This is a genomic window from Nocardia acididurans, assembly GCF_016741815.1.
Classification (GTDB): Bacteria; Actinomycetota; Actinomycetes; order Mycobacteriales; family Mycobacteriaceae; genus Nocardia; species Nocardia acididurans.
On sequence record NZ_JAERRJ010000057.1, the window covers coordinates 1 to 742 of the forward strand.

Consider the following 742-nt stretch of genomic DNA (forward strand, 5'->3'; position numbering starts at 1 on the left):
ACCTGTCACCTGATCCTGCAGCAGTCCCTTTTGAGGCCGACGGTACGGAGCTTCGGGTCGGTGAGGCCGGGAGTCGTCGCCAACTTAACCAGGCTTGCTTCAGCATCTGGCGACAGGGGAACAACGAGTACGGGGTTGACCTGCCACAGCACGGCCTTACCAAGGTGCTCCACAGCTAGCGGAGCAAGAAGGGAGACCTTCGCGTAGTCGTCGTCGCTCCATGCGTCGAGGGCTTCTCCCATCCAGCCAGATGCTGATTCGACCAAATGGGCGACATCGCGCTCACGTTGCCTCGCCGCGGCATCCTGTGTACTGGCGGGATCGGCAGCAGGAAGGTCGGGCTTCGCCTCATCGGACACAGACGTCATGGTTTCACCGATGCCTGAAGAAGTCAGGTCTTTATCGCTCTGTACAGCACTCGAATACGTGCTGTTTCCTCCCCGAGGGGGGCAATCTACAGCACGAAGGCGCACGTCGTACAAGCGGGGAATGTCGTTCGTGCCGAATTACCTGCATCAGCGCGCGGGGTGGGCGATCCCGATCCCTACGCGCTGTATGGGCCGGGCGACCCCAAACATCGATGATCCCGGCCCCGGGTTCATCCCCCCGGCCTGTTCGGCCCGAACGGCGATGGCGAAGAAGCGGTCGCCGCCGTCGACCGCTGTGTGTGGGCAGGCGGCCCGCCCGAACCCCCGCAATCTAACGACAGCGAAATCGCTGGTGACGGCCCGGGATTTGGCAT

The 742-nt window shown here is 62.8% G+C and carries 2 protein-coding genes; both read right to left on the bottom strand.

From position 1 onward, the window contains the following. Positions 1-5 precede the first annotated feature (5 nt). Positions 6-359 carry a hypothetical protein gene (locus JK358_RS38770; RefSeq protein WP_201958879.1) on the bottom strand — a complete coding sequence of 118 codons (354 nt, stop codon included), beginning with the start codon at positions 357-359 and terminating at the stop codon, positions 6-8. Positions 360-515: 156 nt separating this feature from the next. Beyond that, a partial coding sequence (locus tag JK358_RS39800; protein WP_232852627.1) for a hypothetical protein occupies positions 516-742 on the bottom strand: 227 nt, incomplete at its 5' end.